Origin of the sequence: Brevibacillus thermoruber 423, assembly GCF_000454065.1 — a bacterium.
Lineage (GTDB): Bacteria > Bacillota > Bacilli > Brevibacillales > Brevibacillaceae > Brevibacillus > Brevibacillus thermoruber.
The window spans coordinates 514,361-533,382 of record NZ_ATNE01000001.1; the positions used below are offsets into that span (position 1 = coordinate 514,361).

Here is a 19,022-nt window from a genome sequence, read left to right on the forward strand (position 1 = left end):
GCAGCCGCTTAGGCTGCTGTTTTTTGCTGCTCTTGTGCCGCCCCTTGCTTGGCCGGCTTTTTGTGCATGAAGAAAATGAAGGGGATGGACAAAAAGATCGGGATGGCCGACACGAGCATGGCATCGGCAATGCCCCGAACGACCGCCTCTTTGGCGATCATCCCGGCCAGAACGGATCCGGCTCCTCCCTGGGCGGTCGCGGCGTCCACACCCGCCTGCGCAAACAGTCCGGCGAGACCCTGGAGCGCCTCGATCGCCGTGGTGGACGTCACGGACACGCTGTCCGAAATCGCCGCGGTGTGAAAGGATTGGCGCGAGCTCATGATCGTCGTCAGGATGGCGATCCCAAACGAACTCATCACCTGCCGGATCACGTTGGAGAGGGAAGATGCCCTCCCGACGCTGGCGCGGGGGATGACGTTCATCCCCGCCGTCGCCAGCGTCTGCATGCACAGCCCGATGCCGAGCCCGCGAATCGTCAGCACCGTATTCAACCAACTGTGCGGCGTATCCGCGGTCAGGTTGTGCAGTTCGTAAGTGGTCACCCCCATGACCAGCATGCCCACCAATCCGACGGGACCGATCCCGTACTTGTCAAACAGCTTGCCGCTGATCGGCATCATCAGCGCCATGGCGATCGACTGCGGCATCAAGAGAAGCCCGGAGTCCATCGCCGACATGCCCTGAATGTTTTGCAGGAAGATCGGCATCATGAAAATCCCGCCCATCATCCCCATCATGACAAAGCTGGAGCTGATGACGCTGAGGGTAAACACGGGAATTTTAAACAGGCTGAAGTCAAGCAGAGGCTGTTCCTTGCCCGTCTCCACCCAAACGAACAGCGCCAGGCTGATCAATGAGACAAACAGCAGGCTGACGATGTAAAACGAGTCCCACCCTTCCGTCTGGCCCTTGCTGAGCGCGAGCAGCAGCGTCCCGAAGCCGATGACGGAAAGAATCGCTCCCGGATAGTCAAACTTCAACTCCGGCTTTTTCGGCGTTTCCTTCAACAGGGCGCTGCTCATCACCACGGCAAACACGCCAATGGGAACGCCCAGCAGGAAAAGGAACTGCCAGTTCAGGTATTCGACAATGTACCCGCCCAGCGTCGGCCCGACCGCCGGCGCCACCATCGCGGCGATGCCAAACAGCCCCAGAGCCAGCCCCATCTTTTCCCGCGGGACAATCATGTAGATCATCGACATCCCGATCGGCATGATCATCCCGCCGCTCAGCCCCTGGACGACGCGGAAGGCGATCAGGCTGCTGTCGTTCCAAGCCAGCGCGCAGAGGACGGACGAAGCCGTAAATGCGGAGAGCGAGAGCAAAAAGATCCGCTTGTACCCGTACTTTTCGCCCAGCAGGCCGCTCATCGGGATCATCACGGCGTTCGCCAGCATGTAACCGGTCAACACCCACTGGATCGTGTCCGTCGTGGAGCCGAACACGTTTACCAGGGTAGGCAGGGCGACGTTGATCAAACTGTTGTTCAAGATGGCGACGAAGGTACCCATGAGGATGGCCAGAAGCGAAATCCACATCTCGCCTCCGCTGTTCTCATGGCGCTGTGCCGCTGCTTCCGCCATGGTTCTCCCTCCCGTCAGTTGACGATCACTTTGCTGCCCTCGGCCAACCCGTCACCAGGGTTCAGCACGAGCTGGTCGCCAGCGGCTACCCCTTTGGTCACAGCAATCCAATCGCCCTTGGTTTCGCCGACGGTCACCTCTACCTGGTGCACGATGTCGTGATCCACTTTGTACACGAAGTGCTTGTTGTCCTTGGTCACCACGGCCGAGGCGGGGACTTTCAATTCGTTTTTGGACGCCTGGTTCGGTAGGTACACCTCCGCCAGCATCCCGGCCCGCAGCGCGCCGTCCTTGTTGTCCACGCGCACCTTGATCGGGAAGGAACTGCTGTTGGGGTCGGAGATCGGGCTGACGAACTCCACCGTTCCCTTGAGCGTCTTTCCGTCCAGGCTGTCCACTTTCACGTCGACGGCCGCACCGACTTTCACCTGGTTGATCTGCTCCTGGGGCACGCTCGCCTCCACTTTGACCTGATTCATTTGGACCAGCACCAGAAGCGGGACGCCCGGCTGGGCCATCTCGCCGGGATCGATGCTGCGGCGAGCCACGATGCCGGAGATCGGCGCGAGAATCTTCGTGTTTTCATAGGTGCTTCTGGCCAGGTCCAAACCGGCCTGCAGGCGTTTCACTTCCGCCTGCAGCGCGGCCACGGAATTGGCTGTCGGCCCCGCCTTGGCCAGGTCGTATTGGGCCTGGGCCTGATCGAATCCCGTCCGCGCTTTTTCCAGTTCCAGCGACACCTTTTCCAGATCGGCCTGGGAGATCGCGCCGGAATCATACAGCGCCTTCATCCGATTGTAGCTGCTCTCGGCCACCTGCAGCGCGGCTTTTGCCTGCTCCACGCCGCTCGCCAGACGCTGCAGCTCCTGGCTGCGCACGCCCGCCTGGGTGTCGCGCAGACGCGCCTGGGCGCTGTCGATGGCGGCTTCCGCCTGTCTGATCTGCTCCAGGTAATCGGTCGCTTCCAGAGAGACGAGCACGTCGCCCTTCTTCACGACCGAGCCTTCCTTCACGTGGACCTGCTCCACTTTCCCCGGCAGTTTGGAGACCACCTGGATTTCTTCCGCCGGTGCGATTTTCCCGTTTGCGATCAAACCGGTCTGGGTCGATTCCAGCTTCCACACTTTCACGACCGGCTGGTTCTCTTCCGGTCCGGCGGTCGTTTCGCTGCAGCCTGCGGCGAACAGGGAAAGGGCCGCCACGACGGTTCCCAATCGTTTCCATTTCGTTGTCTTGTTCATCGCTTACATCCCCTTCACGTGCACTTTGATTTCCGCGTTCAGACCAGGGGTCAGATGGATTCCGGCGGTGCTGTCAATCGCCACCTTGATCGGAATCCGCTGAGTCACTTTGGTAAAGTTGCCGCTGGTGTTGACGGCCGGCAGCAGCGCAAAGGTGGAGTTGGTGGCCTGGCCGATCTCGATCAGGTGACCGGTCAGCAGTTTGCCCGGGTAGGCGTCTAGCGCGATGTCCACCTTCTGCCCCAGCTTGAGGCGGCCAAGCTCGGTCTCTTCCACGTTGGCGGAAATGTACAGGTTTTTCTCGTCCACCACCATGGCCACCGCCTGGCCGGGAGAGACAACCTCTCCTTCCTTGGCCAGCGTCTTGATCACCGTGCCGGTGATGGGGGCACGCAGCACCGCGTTTTCCAGCAGGCTGGTCGTCAGATTGGTCGTATCCTGCTGTCCGACGATTTGATCCGCCACGACGACATCGCCCTCGTGAATCTTCAGCATCGTCAGCTTGCCGGCAATCCGCGGCATGACGCGGTAAATGTCACCGGCGACGCGGGCGTCCTCCGTGGTGACGTAGTGGCTCCCCTGATACCAGTAGTAGTACCCGATGCCGCCCCCTCCCGCCACCATCAGGAGCAGGATGATGTACAAGACAAGTTTTCGCTTCATGGTTTCTCCTCAACTTTCTCTTTCTAGTTTTTCGATCAGCGTTTCCAGCGCGTTGACGATTTGATCCATCTCCGCGTCGGAAATGTCTGCGAACAACTTGTTGTAAAACTCTTCGGAAAAGATCGGGACCTGCTCGACCTTTTCCTTCACCTTGCCCGTGCCGCGAATCCAGACCACCCGCCGGTCCTTTTCGTCGCGGACGCGTTCGACCAGTTGCTCCCGCTCCAGCCGGTCGATGATGCCCGAGACCGTGCTGTAGGACAGGTCGACGGCCTTGCTGATCTGGCCGATCGTCTTGGGTTCGCATTTGATTTGCCTGAGTACCATCAATTGCGGCACAGTCAACCCGAATTTCCCCAATTCTCTGGTCGCCATGGTGGTAATCGTTTTGTTCAGCCGCTTTAACAGATCCCTCACCAAGATCGGCTTGCTCATCATGCGCCTCCCTTCCTCCGCAATTATTTCGTACCCGAAATTTTTTAACACGAAATTTATATTACGCCTTTTTCAAATCCCTGGCAATATGTTTTTCGTTCGCCCAGCACATGCACGGAGCCCCCGGACGGAGCCGCCCAAACAAAAACAGCACCTCGCAACGGGTGCTGTCTAGTCCGGCAGCCGCGGATCGGCCGGCGTTTCTTCCGGCACGTGGTTGCGCACGCTGGGCACATGCCGGGGTTCGTGTTCGATTTCCGGGAACGAATGGATCGTGACAGACATCTGTCCGTTTCCGGAGAAGGCGCGGATCAGGATGGGATACGCGTACTTGTTCTGAAACACGAAATCAGGTCCGTTCCAGCTCACCGTGGCGTCCCGTCCGGGCGGGACGTACGCGACGTGGCGGCTGTGCGAATACCGCTGCAAAATATGCATGCCGGCGCGGTCGACGGCGTTGTACAGGGTGGACGACACCTGGCAGATGCCACCGCCGATCCCCTCCGACAGTTCTCCCCTGACGATGATCGGCGCTTCCAGATAGCCCTTTTGCCGGGTGCGCTGGCCGACCACCTTGTTGAACGAAAAGATCTCGCCGGGCAGGACGACGTAATTGTTGATAGCCTTGGCAGCCAGCATGATGTTATGAGAGCGGTTTTTGTTTCGGGGATTGTAATAGGTGGCGTAGCCGCCGATGAACTTCTGCCGCACCTGGTTCAGCAATTCGCGGTCTACCTTGGGCATCACCTCGCGGATGGCGGGCGTAATGCTTTCGGAACCGCTTGCGTAAAAGTAGTCGTAGACCTGTTCGGTAAACGCTTTTTCATGCAGCGCCCGCCCCCGCTTCTCGGGAACGATCCTGCCCGCTCCGTCGATCGTGGCGTTCACCGGTGCCTGGTACACATGTTCTGCCACGCTTTTGATGACCTGCTCCAGCTTTGCTTCGTCCACCAGGGGAACGCCGGAGAACGGCAGGGTGTAATCGGCGCGGTCGAGTATGGCAATCGTCTCTTCTCCCCATTCGATCCGCAAAAAATCGGTCGCGTCCAGGGGATTGGCCAGAAGCAGCAAGGCCAACACAACAGGAAAACCCATCCGGACTGCTCACCTCCTCCGAATAGTATGAGCAGCCGAACGGGTTTCATGCGCATGGGCGGCAGCCGAACGTCAGGCCAGCCGGGCGGTCAGCTCGCGGATAATGGCCTGGTGAATGGCGTCCACTTTTTCACGGTCGGCCGCCTGTCCGTAGATGTCGGCCAGGCGATGGCGGCACGCCTGCGCTTCGGCCAGGCTGGCCGTTCCCTTTTTCATCACGGCGGCGTAGCGCTCCCTGATCTCCGCCAGCCGGTCGGCAAACGCCTCGTCGGTGCCCGGCTCAATGGCCCGGGCGTACATGTCGATCACTTCGTCACTGCTCCGATCGGGGAAGTACTCGTGCGGCGCCGTGCTGTCAAAGATGGCGAGGCTTTTTTCGGGCAGGATCACCATATCCAGGCTGTGCGGGTCCAGTCCGCAGTGGTACACGTCCGCGTCGAAGCCGCGCCGCTTCGCTTCCGCCACCAGTTTTTTCAGCATCGTCGACTTGCCGGAACCGGGACGCCCTTTGATGAAATAGCGTTTGCCGATGCCGGCGGTCAGATTGGGAATGTGGTCGACCGGTCCGGCCGGCGTGGCCGCGCCCAGATACATGTGCCGGATGCGGGCGTTCTTTGGCAGGGTTTCCTCTCCGAAGAACAGCGCCGTCACTTCTTCCGCCACGCGGTTGGCTTCTTCCCGATTCAGGCGGGCGATGTAGATTTCCTCCCACTCGTCGTGGATGCCCAGCGCCTGGGCGAACGCCTCGTACGCTTCCTGCGTCTTCTGGTACAGCGCTTCGTACCAGGTCGCAATCAGATTCCTGCGGGGAGACAGGCGGTCCGCGTCAATCGCGGCCTGCAGGTCGACATACGTCTCAATCAGACCCGGTGCTCTCGGCTGCAGCGAACGCGGATAGCTCCCGTCCACCACGGCGGCCCGCAGTTCGGGGAAGATCACCCCGTCAAACGCGCCGCTGACAAAGGGGGAGTGAATCCACTCCACGCTGCCGGCGCGGGGAGCCAGCTCGTCTCCGATCCGCTGAATCAGCGTCGAAGCCAGCCCCTCCACTCCTCCGGTCAGGACGAACAGGCGGTCCACCTCCGCCAAAACGGAATCAAAAAAACAGCGGTATCCTCTGGCCGTATTGCCGCCCGCGTAAATGTGGCGCACCGTTGCATTCATTGGCAACCCCTCCTGGATGTTGTGTGTCAATCCGGATCGGTTTTATCCTATGCGTTCATGAAGCGATAGGCTTCTGCCCACGGCAAGAAAATGTGCTGCCGCCTTGGCCCCCGCTGCATGGCCCACCCGTCGTGAAAGCCGGCGCCGCCCGCCGGGGCCGATCAGCCGCCGTTAAAAAACCGGACAGCCCCGCGGACTGCCCGGTTTGTTGGGCGCGTTACTTGTTCAGATCGGTCATTTTGCCGGTGTTGAGGTAAATGATCCACTCGCAGATGTTGGTGACGTGGTCGGCGATCCGCTCCAGGTACTGCGCCACCAGGAGCAGGTGGGTGCCCTGGTTGATGGACTGCTTGTTGCTGCTCATTACGTCGATCAGGTCGCGGAAAATCGTGGAGAACAGCTTGTCGACGGCGTCGTCGCGCAGGGCGATCTCTTCGGCCGCTTCCTTGTCGCGGGCGATGTAGGCGTTCAGGCAGTCCCGCACCATCGCCTTGACATGGTCCGCCATCAGCGGAATGTCGATCAGCGGCTTGACGTACGGTTCCGCCATCAGCCGGCGCGTCGTCTTGGCGATGGCAACGGCGTGGTCGCCCATCCGCTCCAGATCCGTCACCAGCTTCAGCATCGTGCCCAAACGGCGCAGATCGCTTCCCACCGGCTGCTGCAGCGCGATCAGGCGGAAGCAGCCGCTTTCGATGTCGTGCTCCAGTTCGTTAATCATCGTATCGTGCTCAATGACCTGTTGGGCCAATTCCACGTCCCGTTCGACCAGACTTTTGATGGCCTTGTGGATGGCTTCCTCCACCAGCGTGCCCATGGACATCAGGCTGCGGTGCAGGACATCCAGTTGTTCTTCGAATGCGTGCCGCGTCATACCCTTTTCCCCTCCATTTGTCTGTACCCCCAATGCTACAGGGGGATTGTATACGGGGGGTGAAGAGAATGTTAGCGTTGTGTAAAGGTTGTGAACCTCCCGGCAAGCGGCATGGCGGCCAAACAGGGGAGGGAATGCGGCCAGAACAAAAAAGCGAGAGCTCCTCAGCTCTCGCTTCACGACGTGACGTGTTCCCCTGACGGCAGCGTCACCGTAAACGTGGTTCCCTCTCCCTCCACGCTTTCCACGCCGATCTGGCCGTGCAGATTTTCCACCAGGTGCTTGACGATGGCAAGCCCCAGGCCGGTGCCGCCGGAATCGCGGCTGCGCGCCTTGTCCACGCGGTAAAACCGTTCGAAGATGCGCGGGATGTCCTGCTCCGGGATGCCGATGCCGGTGTCCTCCACCTGAATCTGCACCTGCGCCCCATCCTGTTTCACCCGCAGCGCGATGGAGCCGCCCTCCGGGGTATAGGCCACGGCGTTGGCCAGGAGGTTGAGCACGATCTGCTGCAGGCAGTCCTTGTCCGTCGTCAGCCAGACCGCCGGCTCCGGGTCCGGCAGGGTGAGCGACAACTGCTTGCGGTTCACCTGCTCCTGCACGATCGCGGCCGTCGAGGCGATCAGCTCCTGCACATGGACCGGGGCCATCTGCAGGTGGATGCGCTTCTGCTCGATCTTGGAGAGGTCGAGAATATCGCGGATCATGCGGTACAGCCGTTCGCTCTCGTCGTAGATGATTTGCAGGAAGTTGCGGCAGGTTTCCTCGTCCTGCATCGCGCCGTCCAGGAGCGTCTCCGTAAACCCCTTGATCGAGGTGATCGGCGTTCTGAGCTCGTGGGAGACGTTGGCGACAAATTCGCTGCGCATCTTCTCCAGGCGGCGGATCTCGGTGATGTCGTGCAGGACGACCACCACCCCTTTCGCCTCTCCCTTGAAGTTGATGTACGGCGCGAAGCTCACGTCCAGGATGCGTTCCTGCGGATAGTAGATGTGCACCTCCTGGCGGAACTTTTCCCCCGTGTCGAGGCAGCGGTCGATGTACTGGCTCAACCCGAAGTTTTTGCTCGCCTCGATGTGCAGCCGGCCGACGAGTTCGTGTCCGGACGTGCCGAGGAGCTTTTCGACGGCGGGGTTGACCAGCATGATCCGGCGCTGTTCGGAGATGAAGATCACCCCGCTGGTCATGTTGGTAAGCACGCCGGTAAGGCGCTGCTGATTTTCGGAGATTTCGTACATCTGCTGTTCCAGGCTGGAGGCCATGAAGTTGATGGCTCCCGCCAGTTGGCCGATCTCGTCCTTGGCCTTGATCCGCACCCGGCTTTCGTAGTGGCGCTGGGTGATATTGCGGGCCACCCGGGTAATTTCCTCGATCGGGCGAATGATGCTGTAGGAAATGCGCGAGACAACGATCGACCCGACCACCAGCGTCACCAGGAGTCCCGTTAGCAGGCTGTACCACATGTTGTGGACGGTGTCGGTGATGTCTTTCATCGACATGGAGGAGCGGACGGCCCCGATGATCTTGTTCCCCTGCTCGACAGGCACGGCCACGTACATCATGTCGTAGCCCATCGTTTCGCTGTAGCGGCGGGAAATGCCGATATCCCCGTGCAGCGCCGCGATAAATTCCGGCCGGTCGGCGTGGTTCTCCATCCGCTCCTTGTGGGTGCTGTTGTCATAGAGCACCTGCCCCGTCCGGTCAATGATCGTGAGGCGCACCTCTTCCGGGGCTACCTGGCGCACGCGGTCGGCCAGCGTCTTCTCGTCGGAAAAGACCTCGGGAAAGCGAACCACCTGCGACACCAGCTTGGACTCCCGGGAGAGCAGCTCATGCAGCGTCTGCAGGTAGGAACGCTCCAACACCTTCGCAAAATACGTTCCCATCAGCAGGAGGACCAGCGAGATGAGGCCGAGGATGGTCATGGTCAGTTTGATGCGAAAGCGCGTCAAGGAAATGTCCTCCCATTATCCTTCCAGTTTGTATCCCAACCCGCGCACCGTTTTGATGTAGCGGGGATTTTTCGTGTCGTCCTCCAGCTTCTCGCGCAGATGGCTGACGTGGACGTCGACGATGCGCGAGTCCCCGATGAAATCGTAGTTCCAGACCGCGTTCAGCAGTTGGTCGCGGGTCAGCACCCGGCCGGGATGGCTGGCCAGGTAGTGGAGCAGTTCAAACTCCTTGGGCGTCAGCTCCACCTTGTCGTCCCGCCGGTACACCTCGTATTTTTCCGGATAGATGCGGATCTCGCCAAACTGCAGCACCACTTCGTCCGGCGCCGCCGTCGATTCGGGGCCCGTCTGGACGCGGCGCAGAATCGCCTTGACGCGGGCGATCACTTCCCGCGGGCTGAACGGCTTGGTCAGGTAATCGTCCGCTCCCAGCTCCAGACCGAGAATTTTGTCCAGTTCGTCGTCCTTGGCGGTCAGCATCAGGATCGGCGTGTTGTTCCGCTCCTGTCTCAGCGTCTTGCACACATCCATGCCGTCCATTTTCGGCAGCATCAAGTCCAGTATGATAAAATCGGGCTGTTCGCTCCGGACCATGTCCAACGCCTGTTTGCCGTCGAACGCGGTCACCACCTGAAACCCCGCTTTTTCCAGATTGAATTGCAACAGCTTCACAATCGACACTTCGTCGTCCACAACCAAAATTTTGGTCACAAGCCAGTACCTCCCAGGTTTTTGCAGTCCTTTTCGCTAGCTTTACCAAAACAACAGAAAAACTCAATTTTAGTCTGCCAGATGCCCAGACAGCTTTACAAGTTAATTTTCAGTAAAGAATACCCTGTCCGGATCTGTTTCCGTTTTCTGCCGTGTGGTAATATGTGGTTGCGGCCATAACGGTACGATCCACTGAGGAGGTGGCACATGTCTTCTTTCCGCGCCCATGTGTTGATTCTCGCATCGCTGCTGTTGATCGCGGGAGCTGGCCTGATCGGGTGTCATTCAGGCGGCGATCTTGAGATACCAAAAGCTCATGAGGACTATATCACTTCGTTTGGCTGGCATGTTGAGAAAGGGATCGCCCGTATCCTGCACCCGAAAGGTTTCTACACCGGGGAGAAACTCGACATGCTGAAAAGCGTGGACATCGATGTATCTCCCTATAGAGACAAGGAAATCCAGGAATCGATCTATCTGCTGCAGGAACGGCAGGAACAGCAAGAACACGGAAGCATTTCCTTTCACATCTATGAGGTCGATGGGAAGATCATCGGGGCTCATTTGGCGTACGAAGGATATTCACCCGGGTTGGTGAAGCTGCGAAAACGTGAGTAACCCCAACAAAAAACGTCCCGCGTGTGCAGGACGTTTTTTTGCTGCTCGCCGAGAGTCGGCGCCGCCTTCCTCAAAGGTCCGACGAGCAGCGTTTTTTATATTAGGCGAGAACTTTCAGCACGTTGCGAACCGATTCGGCAGATTTGTCGAGTGCCGCTTTTTCTTCCGGCGTCAGATCCAGCTCGATCACTTTTTCCAGGCCGTTTCCGCCCAACAGGGTCGGTACGCCCAGGTAGAGGTCGCTGTATCCGTATTCGCCTTCCAGGTAGGCGATGGCCGGCAGAATGCGCTTCTTGTCTTTCAGGATCGCTTCCGCCATTTGCACCAGGGAAGCAGCCGGCGCATAGTAAGCGGAGCCGTTGCCCAGCAGGTTGACGATCTCGCCGCCGCCTTTGCGGGTGCGTTCCACGATGGCATCCAGACGATCTTTCGGGATCAGTTTTTCCAACGGAATGCCGCCTGCGTAGGAGTAGCGCACCAGCGGCACCATGTCATCACCGTGACCGCCCAGCACGAAGCCGGTTACGTCTTCCACGGAGACGTTCAGTTCCATCGCCACGAAGGTGCGGAAACGGGCGGTGTCCAGCACGCCGGATTGGCCGATGACGCGCTCTTTCGGGAAACCGGACGTTTTGAAGAAGGTGTAGGTCATCGCGTCCACCGGGTTGGACAGCACGATCACGATGGAGTTGGGCGCGTAGGTTTTCACCTGTTCGGCCACGGAGCGCATGATGCCCGCGTTGGTGTTCACCAGGTCGTCGCGGGACATGCCCGGTTTGCGCGCGATGCCCGCGGTGATGATCACGAGGTCGGCGTCTTTGATGTCGGCGTAGTCGGCCGTACCGGTGATGTTGGCGTCAAATCCCAGCACCGGCGAGGATTCCATCATGTCCAGCGCTTTCCCTTTGGTCGGGTTTTCCAATTGCGGAATGTCAACCAGCACGATGTCTCCCAGTTCTTTTTGCGCCAGGATGAATGCCGTGGTAGCACCGGTGAAGCCGCTGCCGATGACAGCGATTTTTTTGCGTTGGAATGCCATTTTGGTTCGCCTCCAATTGTTTTGAAGTGCAAAAGCCGGTGATCGTCTCGCTTACTTACATGTTACATGTTTTTGATCAGGGCGTCGGCAAACTCGGAGCATTTCAGCTCGGTTGCGCCTTCCATCAGACGAGCGAAGTCGTAGGTCACGGTCTTCGCGGAGATGGTTTTTTCCATGGAGGAAATGATCAGGTCAGCCGCTTCGTTCCAGCCCAGGTGACGCAGCATCATTTCACCGGACAGGATGACGGAAGACGGGTTTACCTTGTCCAGACCCGCGTATTTCGGAGCGGTACCGTGCGTCGCCTCGAATACGGCATGGCCGGTCAGGTAGTTGATGTTGGCGCCAGGCGCGATGCCGATGCCGCCCACCTGCGCAGCCAGTGCGTCGGAGATGTAGTCGCCGTTCAGGTTGAGGGTAGCCACGACGTCATACTCGGCCGGACGGGTCAGAATTTGCTGCAGGAACGCGTCGGCGATGACGTCTTTCACGATGATCTTGCCGGCTGCTTCCGCTTCTTTTTGCGCCTTGTCAGCGTCGCCGCCCTCCGCTTTGATGCGGTCGTACTGTGCCCACGTGAACACTTTGTCGCCAAATTCGCGCTCAGCCAGTGCGTAGCCCCAGTTCTTGAACGCGCCTTCGGTGAACTTCATGATGTTGCCTTTGTGTACCAGCGTGACGGATTTGCGCTTGTTGGCCAGCGCGTAGTTGATCGCTGCGCGCACCAGACGCTCGGTCCCCTCTTTGGAAACCGGCTTGATGCCGATACCGGACGTTTCCGGGAAGCGGATTTTTTTCACGCCCATTTCCTTTTGCAGGAACTCGATGACCTTTTTCACTTCCGGGGTGCCTTCCGCCCACTCGACGCCGGCGTAGATATCCTCGGTGTTTTCGCGGAAAATGACCATATCAGTCAATTCAGGATGTTTCACCGGAGACGGAACGCCCTCGAAGTAGCGAACCGGACGCACGCACGCGTACAGGTCCAGTTCCTGGCGCAGCGCGACGTTGATGGAGCGGATGCCGCCGCCGACCGGCGTGGTGAGCGGACCCTTGATCGCGATCAGGTATTCGCGAACGGCGGTCAGGGTATCCTCCGGCAGCCACTCGCCGAACTTGTTGTACGCCTTTTCACCTGCATATACTTCAAACCAGGCGATTTTCTTCTCGCCCTTGTACGCCTTTTCCACGGCCGCATCCAGCACGCGGACAGCCGCATTCCAGATGTCGGGACCGGTACCGTCACCTTCGATGAACGGGATGATCGGGTTGTTGGGAACCACCAGTTTTCCGTTGTCTACCGTGATTTTCTCACCGGCAGCAGGCTGCGACAGGGTTTTAAACACAAGAATCCCTCCAGTGTGAAAAAGTATTGAAAGAATATTTCCAGACGTAGGAGAACTACCACGCGACGTGGTAGTTCTCAAGCTTGCGCTCAGGAGTGTCGTGCCGCTGCGGCGGCCGCCTCCTCCACGCTCGGAAAAGCAAAGGTCTTAGCGCTGGTCAATCGGCACGTAGTGCTGGTTGACCGGGCCGGTGTAGTCCGCGCGCGGACGGATCAGGCGGTTGTTCTCATACTGCTCCATGATGTGCGCGGTCCAACCGGACATGCGGCTGATGGCAAAGATCGGCGTGAACAGGTCGCTCTCCAGTCCGAGCGAGGTGTAAACGGACGCGGAGTAGAAATCGACGTTCGGCTTCAGGCCTTTTTCGCCGGTTACCATTTCTTCGATTTTGACGGACATCTCGTAGAGCTCGGGACGGCCCACCTGAGCAGTCAGCTCCTTGGACATCTGTTTGAGCCACTTGGCGCGCGGATCGCCGTCCTTGTACACGCGGTGTCCGAAGCCCATGATCTTTTCCTTGTTGTCCAGTTTTTTGCGGATGTAGGATTCCACGTTGTCGATGGAACCGATTTCCGCCAGCATGGCTGCCACCGCTTCGTTGGCGCCGCCGTGGAGCGGACCTTTCAGCGTGCCGATGGCGGAGACGATGCCGGAGTAGATGTCGGTCAGAGTCGCGACAGTGACGCGCGCAGCGAACGTGGACGCATTGAACTCGTGATCCGCGTGCAGAATCAGCGCGATGTCAAACGCCTTCACGGCCGTTTCCGACGGTTCTTCCCCCGTCAGCATGTACAGGAAGTTTTTCGCAATGCTGTAGGACGGATTGGGGGCAATCGGCTCCAGCCCTTTGCGGATTCGGGCAAACGCTGCCACCAGGGTAGGGGTTTGTGCCACCAGGCGGATCGATTTGCGGTAGTTGGCTTCCGGAGACATGTCCTGCGCCTCTGTGTCGTAGAGCGCTAGCGAAGAGACAGCTGTGCGCAACGCCGCCATGGGGTGTACGCCTTTCGGATAGGTGCGGATGCTGTCGATAACCTCTTTCGGCACCGCAGCATTTTCACCCAACTGCTTTTTCAAAGCCTCCAGCTGATCGCGCTTCGGTAGGGCTCCATGCCAGAGCAGGTACACAACTTCTTCAAAGGTAGCGTTTTCAGCGAGTTCGTCAATGTTGATGCCTCCGTAGCTGAGCACACCGTCGACGATGGAACAGATCGAAGATTGAGCGGCAACAACGCCTTCCAGTCCGCGAGTAACTGTCATGTAACTCTCTCCTTTTCCACTCTAAGCTATATAAAATTGTCAGGAAGAAGTAGGGGCGGTTCTTTTTACTACCCCCCTCCGCTGTGAATGAGAAGTGCTGAGGATCATCATTCGCTTTCTCGACGCGCCGAAAAGAGGAGGAGAGACCGGATGGCCTTGCGACTGCATGGCAATAAAAAGAATCCAACCGTAATTCGACACAATTATAAAAGATTATAGCGATTTTGTGAATGAAAAAAGTACAACTTGCCAGGAAAAGCCTGCGGCCCAGCCAAAACTTGTCAGCCGCGGAAAGCATGCGGCATAATAGGTACAAGTGAGTTCGCCGTCCCTTTGGGGTCAGAAAGGAGAACGCATTTGAATCGGGAAAACTGGGTGGAACGCCTCTTTCAACTGATTCGCTTGTTGTGGGTCTGTCTGCTCGTGTACGCGGGCTTCAAGCTGATCCAATTCGCATTACCCTTACTTTACCCATTTCTCATCTCGTTAGTCATCGCGCTGATCATTCACCGGCCGGTCACCTATCTGACGAAAAAGGCCAGGATCCCCCGCTGGCTGTCGGTGACCATCGCCCTGCTCCTGCTGATGGTGCTCACCGCCGGCGTCGTCACCCTGGTCGTCACCGAGACGGTCGTCGAAATCGGGGAACTGGCCAAGCGGCTGCCCGGGTTTGCCAACGAGCTGGGAACGTACCTGCAGCGGACGATCTCCCAAGACTTCCTGATGGGGCTGTACAACCAGGTGCAGTGGTTCTACGAGCAGCTTGATTCCAGTTACAAGGAAGAGATCGACAACACCGTGGGCAAGGGGATCAGTTCGATCACCCAGGCCGGTCAGATCCTGATCGTGCAGTTCCTGGACGGGCTGAAAAACCTGCTCGTCTCGCTGCCGAACCTGGCGACCGTGCTGGTGATCTCGATCCTGGGCGCCTTCTTCATCGCCAAGGACTTTTTCCTCTGGGAAGCGCGCTTCCGCCGCCTTTTGCCAAACGGCGTGAACAACCGGCTGGATCAGATTTTCAAAGACCTGAAAGCCGCGCTGTTCGGCTTTGCCAAGGCGCAGTTGACGCTGATTTCGCTCACCGCCGCGATCGTGATTGTCGGCCTGTTGATCCTGCGCGTCGAATACGCCATCACGATCGGGCTGATTACCGGTCTGGTGGATCTGCTGCCGTATCTGGGGACAGGCACGGTCTTTATCCCGTGGATTGTCTATCTCTTTTTCAAAGGCAACTACAGCCTGGTGATCGGCCTGTCGATCCTGTACGCCATCGTCTTGATTTTCCGCCAGATCATCGAGCCCAAGGTGGTGGCGGAAAACGTCGGTCTCGACCCGCTGCTGACGCTGGTCGCCCTGTTCGTGGGGCTGAATCTGTTCGGCTTTCTCGGGCTGATCATCGGTCCCGTCTCGCTCGTGCTGATCAATGCGCTGGTGAAGGCGGACGTCTTTTCCGACATCTGGCGATACATCAAGGGCACGTAAAAAAGGAGGCGTCTTCCCTCCTTTTTTTCATGTCCTGATGCCGATTTACCTGCGGAAAAGGATGTGCACGCGGCCGCTGGAGATGAGCGACCAGAGCCAGCGCTTCAAGAGATGGCGCACGATCATCCGCGTGTAGGGAATGAGAAACACGAGCCCGAACAGATCGGTGAAAAAGCCCGGCGTCAAGAGCAGCACTCCGCCCGCGAGGATGAGCGCGCCGTCGATCAGCGCCTCCGTCGGCATCTGACCGCGCGAGAGCTGGAGCTGCAGCAGCCGAAGCACCTGCATGCCCTGCTGCTTGGCCAGCCAGGCGCCGACCAGCCCGATCAGGATCACCAGCGCCACCGTGTTCCAGCCGCCGATCACCTTGCCTACCGCGATCAGCCCCCACAGTTCAATCGCCGGCACGACGATAAACAAGACCACGAGGATGCGAACCAGCATGCTTACTCTCCTCCTTCGTACTGGGCCTGAAGCCAGGCGTAGACGTCCGGTTCCGCACGGGAGAGACGGATCGGTTTCATCGCCGGTGTCGTGAAGGCGTGCAGCGTTTTGCCGGTCACCAGCAGCGCCTCGTCCGGGATGCGGTACAGCTCGTAGGCAAACGTCAGCCGCACCGGCGTCAGCTCCTCGATCCGCGTGCGAATCTCCACCCAGTCGTCGTACCGCGCCGGCAGCCTGTACCGAAGCGTCGCCTCCGTGACGGGCAGCAGCACGCCTTTTTCCTCCAGGTCGCGATAGGTCAGCCCCGATCGGCGAAGAAACTCCGTCCGCCCCACTTCAAACCAGGTCAGGTAGTTGGCGTGGTAGACCACGCCCATCTGGTCGGTTTCACCGTACCGCACCTGTATCCGGTGAGTATGTACAACCGCACTCAATGCAACCGCCCCTTTCTCCTGTTATTGTACCACAGTCCGGCGGAAAAACGCTTCTCCCGGCGGGATGAGCCGTCCGTCGGTGCGTTCCTCCGGCTTCGCCGCCTGTCCGCATGCCGTCCTCCCCTCCCGGACAAACAAAAAACCGGGGAAGAACGAAGGGGTTCGTTTCTTCTCCGGTTTGGATTTTGTGAAAACGGGCGGCGTTAGCGGATCGGGCACGCGCCGGATTCGCACGATTCCGCCGTCGACAGGTCGGCGTCGCCGCCTGTCTCGAACTGCTGCAGGATGGCCGGGTCAAACGGCTTCATCGACGCTTTCAGCGCTTCGTACTCCTCTTTGGTGCAGGCTTCGTACGGAGCCAGTTGGTACGTGCCGCCGTCGAGCTGCAGGAACGACACGCCGACGAAATTGTCCCAATTGGAGTAGACGATCTCTTCCACCTCGCCCCACTCTTCCGGCCGAACGGTAATCGTGTTGGAGGAGTTGTGCTCCGTATACTCCTTCTGGAAGCGGAAATACGTCTCAAACTGCCGTCTGGCGCTGACCTGGTCCTTCGTTTCCTTGGCTCCGGAAGCCACCGGGAAGTCGATCACCAGCGTGCGGGCGTTGGCCATGCGCTCCTCGTGTGTTTCGCCCGGCGTGCCCACTTCCGGATGGACCCTCCAGCCCAACGCCTGAACCGCCTTCGCCAGCGGGTCTTCGGCGTTGATGCGGATGCGGCGGATGTAGTACGGCGAATGGGACCAGTGCAGACCGCTGGACACCCCGCCGGCCACCTGGGAGAGCGTGCCCTCCGGTTTCACCGTGGTCACCAGGAGCGGCGCGTTGACGCGCAGCTCGTAGGCGTAGCGGTTCGCTTCCTCGCGCGCGGTTTTGCCGAGCAGGCGGAGCAGTTCCACTTCCTGCTCCTCGGTGTATCCGAGCGAGGCGATGGCGTCCTTTACCCCGGTCAGCGACGTGCCGAGCAGACGGTCACGCTGCTGCACCCTGTCCCAGTGGGGCAGTTCCAGGGTGACCAGCGTCATGCGCAGTCCGGCGCGGGCCGATCTGCGCTGCGCGTCCAGGAGGCCGTCCAGGTCCAGGTATTTGGAGCCGTCCGGGCTTTCCTTGACGAACTGCACCAGGTTGACGGTGGTCAGGTTGCAGACGCCGTAGGAGTCGAGCAGAATTTCCGCACACGGGTTGAGCCCCTCCGCGTTGGGACGGCGCCGGTTCGCCTCTTCCAGGTTGATGAAGCCCGGTTCGCCTTCCAACTGCATCATCGTGAAGACGAGGTGCAAAAACTCCCGACTCGGCTTTTGCGTGAAGGCGATGGAGTTGTTGGACATGCGGCGGTGGTCCAGTCCAAAGCGGCCGTCCCCCACCTTTTGAATCGTGTCAAACCAGGACGGTTTCCGGTCGCCCAACAGTTCGCCCACTTTGCGGTGATGGTCGAGCTGCTCTTCCGTCCAGAATCCGTTGATGCCGTATTTGGCAAACAGGCACTCGTAGTCGTCGTGGTCAAACAGGAAGATCTCCGCCGTGCGGCGCACGCCGCCCACCACGACGTTGGCCCCGATCAGGTTGCCGATGTCGAGAATGTGGATCGGACGAACCTTGCCGTAGCCCTTCTCGTCGCTTTCAATCGGCGCCAGATGAGGATCGATCTGGTTTTTCAGCACCTTGTCGATGCCCTCGAACATCTCGCGGAGCGGTTCGTGGCCGCTGGCCGTGCCGCCGAAGCGCTTCAGCCGCTCCCCTTTGGGGCGGACGCTGTTGTAGGAGATCTTCACGGTATGGATGTGCTCGTATTCCTTTTTCGTCAGGATGTCCAGGTAGAGGCGCAGCGACTCCACCCAGCCTTCCTTGCTGTCGCCGACGTAGATTTTGGCGTAGCCGTTTTCCAGCACCTTCAGTTCGGAGCGCTCCAGCCGCTGGTGTTTCGGCAGGGGCTTGTACTCCGAAGAGAGCAGGGTGACATTGGTGCGGATCGGCGCGAGTCCTTCCGCCATCTGCTTCGTGCACTTGAAGCCGACGCCCGTCCCCACCAGCAGCAGGTAGAACAGGTCGCACAGGTCCTCCCACGACTTGATGTTCAGGAAGGAGCAGTTGAAATTTGCCAGCGGATACAAATCGGCTACGCCGTTTTCCGCTCCGCCCACCCAGAGGGTACGGCCGGACAGGAACTGCCTGAGGTTGAACATGTTGTCAAACAGTCCCTCCGCTTCCTTCTCCAGTTCGCGCAGGTCGGGGGTCAGCCCGATCTTTTGCAGATGCTGGTAGGCCAGCTTGATATTGTAATCCACCGAGCGGCGGCAGGTTTCTTTCCAGGTCTCCCGCCTGCCTTTTTCCGGGAGAAAACGGGAATACGTCCGATAGTAGACAAATTGCCCCAGCGCATTCATGTGCGGCGGGAAATCGGGGTAACGGTCAAGAAATTCATCCCGCAAAAAACGGGTTCTCGTCTCTGTTGCCAACATGTCGGTTCCTCCTTCAATGCTATCATCTCTAGTTAACTCTTTTTCCAGCAAAAACTCAATAGTTTTTTCTATATGTTGTGTGCAATATTTTTCGACAACACAATATGTAGTGTTTTTGTGAAAAAAGGGACTTGACAAGGCTGTTCGCCTGCCGGGAGAAAACACGTTCGGGAAGTCCTCATTGTAGCAGATTTTCTGTCGTTTTTCAGCCCCCTCCTG

General features: G+C 58.9%; 17 protein-coding genes. 2 read left to right on the plus strand and 15 right to left on the minus strand.

What is annotated here, in order from left to right; translation table 11 throughout:
- Window positions 1-8: 8 nt before the first annotated feature.
- The 9 genes from M516_RS0102445 to M516_RS0102485 form a co-directional block, all read right to left on the minus strand.
- Entirely contained in the window at window positions 9-1,586 is a 1,578-nt protein-coding gene (locus M516_RS0102445) for a DHA2 family efflux MFS transporter permease subunit (RefSeq protein ID WP_029097717.1), read from the minus strand.
- A 14-nt stretch (window positions 1,587-1,600) separates the two neighbouring features.
- Entirely contained in the window at window positions 1,601-2,827 is a 1,227-nt protein-coding gene (locus tag M516_RS0102450; protein WP_029097718.1) for an efflux RND transporter periplasmic adaptor subunit, read from the minus strand.
- 3 nt (window positions 2,828-2,830) lie between these two features.
- Window positions 2,831-3,490, minus strand: a complete 660-nt coding sequence (locus M516_RS0102455) for an HlyD family secretion protein (protein ID WP_029097719.1) — start codon at window positions 3,488-3,490, stop codon at window positions 2,831-2,833.
- A gap of 9 nt (window positions 3,491-3,499) precedes the next feature.
- A complete protein-coding gene (locus M516_RS0102460; RefSeq protein WP_029097720.1) occupies window positions 3,500-3,925 on the minus strand; it encodes a MarR family winged helix-turn-helix transcriptional regulator in 426 nt (141 codons plus the stop codon).
- Window positions 3,926-4,096: 171 nt separating this feature from the next.
- Entirely contained in the window at window positions 4,097-5,020 is a 924-nt protein-coding gene (locus M516_RS0102465) for a VanW family protein (protein WP_029097721.1), read from the minus strand.
- A 72-nt stretch (window positions 5,021-5,092) separates the two neighbouring features.
- Window positions 5,093-6,184, minus strand: a complete 1,092-nt coding sequence (locus M516_RS0102470; RefSeq protein WP_029097722.1) for a PRK06851 family protein — start codon at window positions 6,182-6,184, stop codon at window positions 5,093-5,095.
- Window positions 6,185-6,401: 217 nt separating this feature from the next.
- Window positions 6,402-7,058, minus strand: coding sequence for a phosphate signaling complex protein PhoU (gene phoU / locus M516_RS0102475; RefSeq protein WP_029097723.1), 657 nt, complete (start codon window positions 7,056-7,058; stop codon window positions 6,402-6,404).
- A gap of 176 nt (window positions 7,059-7,234) precedes the next feature.
- A complete protein-coding gene (gene pnpS, locus M516_RS0102480) occupies window positions 7,235-9,010 on the minus strand; it encodes a two-component system histidine kinase PnpS (protein ID WP_029097724.1) in 1,776 nt (591 codons plus the stop codon).
- 15 nt (window positions 9,011-9,025) lie between these two features.
- On the minus strand, window positions 9,026-9,721 hold the full coding sequence (locus tag M516_RS0102485; RefSeq protein WP_029097725.1) for a response regulator transcription factor: 696 nt from the start codon (window positions 9,719-9,721) through the stop codon (window positions 9,026-9,028).
- Between the two features lie 207 nt (window positions 9,722-9,928).
- On the opposite strand from M516_RS0102485, the gene M516_RS0102490 reads away from it, so the two are divergent.
- Window positions 9,929-10,339, plus strand: coding sequence for a DUF4830 domain-containing protein (locus M516_RS0102490; protein WP_029097726.1), 411 nt, complete (start codon window positions 9,929-9,931; stop codon window positions 10,337-10,339).
- Between the two features lie 100 nt (window positions 10,340-10,439).
- On the opposite strand, the gene mdh is transcribed toward M516_RS0102490, so the two are convergent.
- The 3 genes from mdh to citZ all read right to left on the minus strand — a co-directional run bounded on the left by mdh (window position 10,440) and on the right by citZ (window position 13,984).
- On the minus strand, window positions 10,440-11,378 hold the full coding sequence (gene mdh, locus M516_RS0102495) for a malate dehydrogenase (protein WP_029097727.1): 939 nt from the start codon (window positions 11,376-11,378) through the stop codon (window positions 10,440-10,442).
- A 62-nt stretch (window positions 11,379-11,440) separates the two neighbouring features.
- Window positions 11,441-12,724 carry an NADP-dependent isocitrate dehydrogenase gene (gene icd, locus M516_RS0102500; protein WP_029097728.1) on the minus strand — a complete coding sequence of 428 codons (1,284 nt, stop codon included), beginning with the start codon at window positions 12,722-12,724 and terminating at the stop codon, window positions 11,441-11,443.
- A gap of 147 nt (window positions 12,725-12,871) precedes the next feature.
- Window positions 12,872-13,984 carry a citrate synthase gene (citZ, locus tag M516_RS0102505; RefSeq protein WP_029097729.1) on the minus strand — a complete coding sequence of 371 codons (1,113 nt, stop codon included), beginning with the start codon at window positions 13,982-13,984 and terminating at the stop codon, window positions 12,872-12,874.
- Between the two features lie 357 nt (window positions 13,985-14,341).
- On the opposite strand from citZ, the gene ytvI reads away from it, so the two are divergent.
- Window positions 14,342-15,466: a sporulation integral membrane protein YtvI gene (gene ytvI, locus M516_RS0102510; protein ID WP_029097730.1), complete on the plus strand. Its 1,125-nt coding sequence runs from the start codon at window positions 14,342-14,344 to the stop codon at window positions 15,464-15,466.
- A gap of 45 nt (window positions 15,467-15,511) precedes the next feature.
- Here the strand turns inward: ytvI and M516_RS0102515 are convergent, their stop codons facing one another.
- The 3 genes from M516_RS0102515 to nrdJ form a co-directional block, all read right to left on the minus strand.
- The gene (locus tag M516_RS0102515) at window positions 15,512-15,910 is read right to left on the minus strand and encodes an FxsA family protein (RefSeq protein WP_035288591.1); all 399 of its coding nucleotides are present in this window, start codon (window positions 15,908-15,910) and stop codon (window positions 15,512-15,514) included.
- Window positions 15,911-15,912: 2 nt separating this feature from the next.
- Window positions 15,913-16,344: an acyl-CoA thioesterase gene (locus tag M516_RS0102520; RefSeq protein ID WP_029097732.1), complete on the minus strand. Its 432-nt coding sequence runs from the start codon at window positions 16,342-16,344 to the stop codon at window positions 15,913-15,915.
- Between the two features lie 203 nt (window positions 16,345-16,547).
- The gene (nrdJ, locus tag M516_RS0102525) at window positions 16,548-18,803 is read right to left on the minus strand and encodes a ribonucleoside-triphosphate reductase, adenosylcobalamin-dependent (RefSeq protein WP_029097733.1); all 2,256 of its coding nucleotides are present in this window, start codon (window positions 18,801-18,803) and stop codon (window positions 16,548-16,550) included.
- Between the last annotated feature and the right edge of the window lie 219 nt (window positions 18,804-19,022).